The organism is Paratractidigestivibacter sp. (genome assembly GCF_052362415.1).
Taxonomy (GTDB): Bacteria; Actinomycetota; Coriobacteriia; order Coriobacteriales; family Atopobiaceae; genus Paratractidigestivibacter.
In genome coordinates this window covers 5,778-9,529 of sequence record NZ_DAWEMK010000057.1, presented here as the reverse complement: position 1 = coordinate 9,529, position 3,752 = coordinate 5,778, and the positions used below count along the sequence as shown (strand labels likewise).

The 3,752-nt window shown below is 65.8% G+C and carries 2 protein-coding genes; both read left to right on the top strand.

All coding sequences use genetic code 11. The annotated features are described in order from the left end of the window. Nucleotides 1-199 precede the first annotated feature (199 nt). Nucleotides 200-2,215 carry a DUF4012 domain-containing protein gene (locus tag ACT84W_RS06795; RefSeq protein WP_444328659.1) on the top strand — a complete coding sequence of 672 codons (2,016 nt, stop codon included), beginning with the start codon at nt 200-202 and terminating at the stop codon, nt 2,213-2,215. 260 nt (nt 2,216-2,475) lie between these two features. Continuing rightward, nucleotides 2,476-3,752, top strand: a 1,277-nt coding sequence (locus tag ACT84W_RS06790) for a CTP synthase (protein WP_444328658.1), incomplete at its 3' end; no start/stop codon positions are given.

The window sequence follows — 3,752 nt, the reverse complement described above, 5'->3', positions numbered from 1 at the left end:
GAGCCCCCACCTCAGGGCGGGCGCCTCACCGGCGCCCGCCTTTCTTTGTGCCGCGGAATCGGCGGCGCGGGCGATCGGCGACGCATCCCGCTCGATAACCGCCCGGGGAGGGGGTATGCACTTTATGGGTGCATTGCGCCGCTGCTCTATAATCCAAAGAATATGTATCCGCGTTCGCCTGCTCTGTGATTGGAGCCGCATGGCAAAGCACTTCAAGAACTCCGAGCCCGTCGACGGGGCGATGCCCTCTGACGAGCTCGGCAACAACCCCTCGTCCGACAACGGTAACGACGGCTTCGGCCCTGAGCCTTTCTCTGGCCCCAACCCTTACTCGGAGCCCGCTCCGCACTCGACCCCCGTCTATGTCGACTTTCCCGTCGGCTCCGGCTCTGATGACCAGCTCATCCGCCACAAGCACCGTCGTCACAAGCACAGAGGCCTCAAGATAGCCCTCGGCGTCGTCGGCGTGCTCGTGGTTCTCTCGGCCGCCGGCGCAGCCGCGCTCGCGAGCTCGGCTTCCGGCCTCAAGACCCAAGCGTCCTCGGCGCTCTCCGAGGTCAACGCCGTCCAGTCGGCGATCGAGTCGCAGGATTTTGCCGCCGCCTCCGCCTCGGCGCAGGAGCTCCAGAACGTCGCGGCCCAGATGAACGGGTCGCTGCAGTCTCCGCTTTGGTCGTTCGCGAGCGCGCTTCCCGTCGTCGGCGGCGACGTGAGCGCCGTGCGGACCGTCGCCTCTGTGCTCCAGGACGCCTCGACCAACGCCCTCGTTCCCCTGACAGACGCCCTCGCGCAGACCCCCGTCGACTCGCTCGTCAGCGACGGCACCATCGATGTGCAGTCGCTGAGCGGGCTTCTTTCCGCGGTCGAGCAAACGGCTCCCGTGATGCAGCGGTGCACCGACTCCCTGGACTCCCTGCCCGAGATGCACATCGAGAAGCTCCAGTCGATGATCCAGCCCGCTCGAGAGAAGCTCGACGGCGTGAACGACATGTTCCAGTCCGCGGCGACGCTCGCCCCCGTCGCCGGAAACCTGCTCGGCGCAAACGGCGATCGCACCTACATGCTCGCTGCGCAGAACACCGCGGAGCTGCGCGCCTCCGACGGCTTCCCCGGCTCGGTCGGAACGCTCTCGATCAGCAATGGGCACATCTCGCTCGGCGACTTTGCCAAGGTCTATGACGTGCTGAACGAGGACACCCCCTCCTCCGCCGGCATCACGGACGAGGAGCATGCGCTCTTCTACGACTACACGCGCTATTCCTGGGACAACAGCTTCAATCCCGATTTCTCGCGTGTCGGCGGGATCTGGGCGGCCTCATATGAGGAGCGCAACGGCGGCCACCTCGACGGCGTCGTGTCCATCACCCCGAGCGTCGTCCAGCGCATGCTGGCCGCCCTCGGGACCTCGGTCACGCTGTCGGACGGTACCGAGCTCGATGGCACGAACGCGACCAAGGTGCTCGAGCACGACCTGTACTGGAAGTACCTCTCGGCGGGCGACAACATGGCCCTTGGCGGCGACATCACCGACGCGCTCTTCGCTGAGGCGGCGAAGCTCACCTTCGACCAGGTGCTCGGTAACTTCAACTCGGATACCCTGTCCAAGCTCGCGACCGTGCTCATGGACGGAGCCAAGGACCGCGAAGTCCTGATCTGGATGGCCGACTCGAACGAGCAGTCCGCCATGGAAAAGATGGGCGTCACCGGCACGCTCGACGCCTCGACGCAGCAGCAGCCCACCCTCGGGGTCTTCGCTAACATCTGGTTCGGTTCCAAGATCGGCTGGTGGTTCGGCATGAGCACCCAGGTCGGCGATGTCCAGAAGGCCGCGGACGGCACCCGTACCTACCATGTGACCACGACGCTCGAGAATTACCTCACGCAGGACGAGCTCGCGACCGGCGGGGACTACATCCTCGGCGGCATCGACAAGTCCTCGGGTTACTACGAGCCGTTCATCTACCTCTATGCGCCCGCGGGAGGGACCATCCAGAACCTCCAGGCGAGCAACGGGGCGAGCTTCTCGACGACCGAGTACCGCGGCCTGCAGGTGACCTACACCCAGGACGTCTCCGGCGACCCCGTGTGGCCGCGCCCGTCCAACCCGCTCTATCCCGGCCAGCCCGCCACGATCTCCTACGATGTCGTGCTGCCGGCCAGCGTGAGCGGCGAGCTCGCCGTGAGCTCGGTCCCGACGCTTCAGCAGTACCGGTAGCCGCCAAACCATCCAGGCGACGCCCGAAGCGGCGACGTCTTTTCCGGCGGCAGGTCTCTCTATGGAGGAGGGGCCTGCCGCCGGAATTACTTTATAAAGAGGGGCTGCTACGGCGGTCCATCGGCGCGGAGCCCGCGCCCTGAAGTTGTTACGACTCGGTGAGCGGCAAGATTCACGCCCTCATCGGTATCTGAGCGGGCGTAGACTAAAAACCCGTAGAAGAAGTGACACCCACTCGGACTACGGGAGGTCCCCCCAACATGACAAAGCACATCTTCGTGACCGGCGGCGTCGTATCGTCCCTCGGCAAGGGCATCACGGCCGCCTCGCTCGGCCGCCTGCTCAAGTCCCGCGGCTACAAGGTCATGATGCAGAAGGCCGATCCCTACCTGAATGTTGACCCCGGCACGATGAGCCCGTTCCAGCACGGCGAGGTCTTCGTCACCGAGGACGGCAAGGAGACCGATCTCGACCTCGGCCACTACGAGCGCTTCATCGACGAGAACCTCACCCGCGGTTCCAACTTCACCACCGGCGCCATCTACCAGAGCCTCATCGCCCGCGAGCGCCAGGGAGACTTCCTCGGCGGCACCGTCCAGGTCGTCCCGCACGTGACCAACGCCATCAAGGACCGGTTCTTCCGCATCGAGGAGCAGACCGGCGCCGACGTCGTGATCACCGAGCTCGGCGGCACCATCGGCGACATCGAGGGCCAGGCGTTCGTCGAGGCCATCCGCCAGTTCCGCAAAGAGAAGGGCCTCGCCGACTGCGTCCTCATCCACGTGAGCCTGGTGCCTTACATCGCCGCCGCCCACGAGGTCAAGACCAAGCCGACCCAGCACTCCGTGCGCGAGCTGCGCTCCATGGGCCTGCAGCCCGACTTCATCGTCTGCCGCTCCGACCACGAGGTCGACGCGGACATCCGCGCAAAGATCGCCAGCTTCTGCGACGTCGACCCCACCTGCGTCTTCGAGAACTCCGACTGCAAGTCCATCTACGACGTCCCGGCGCACCTCGCCGAGCAGGGCTTCGACACCAAGGTCTGCGAGCGCCTCGGCCTCGACCCGCGCACGAGCGACATGAGCGGCTGGTACGACTTCACGAGCCGCATGCACGCCGCCAACGCGAAGACCGACGTGACCAAGATCTCGGTCGTCGGCAAGTACACCGCGCTGCCCGATGCCTACCTCTCCATCATCGAGGCGCTCCACCACTCCGGCGTCGCCTTCGGCCGCCATGTCAACATCGAGCTCGTCGACGGCGAGGAGCTCGACGAGACGAACATCGACCAGATCCTCGGCGACTCCGACGGCATCCTCGTGCCCGGCGGCTTCGGCCTGCGCGGTATCGAGGGAAAGATCGCCGCTGCCCACCGTGCCCGCACCCTCAAGGTTCCCTACCTCGGCGTCTGCCTCGGCCTGCAGGTCGCGGTCTGTGAGTTCGCCCGCAACGTCTGCGGCATGGAGGGCGCGACGTCGGCCGAGTTCGAGCCCGACTGCAAGTACCCCGTCATCGACATCATGCCCGACCAGGAGGA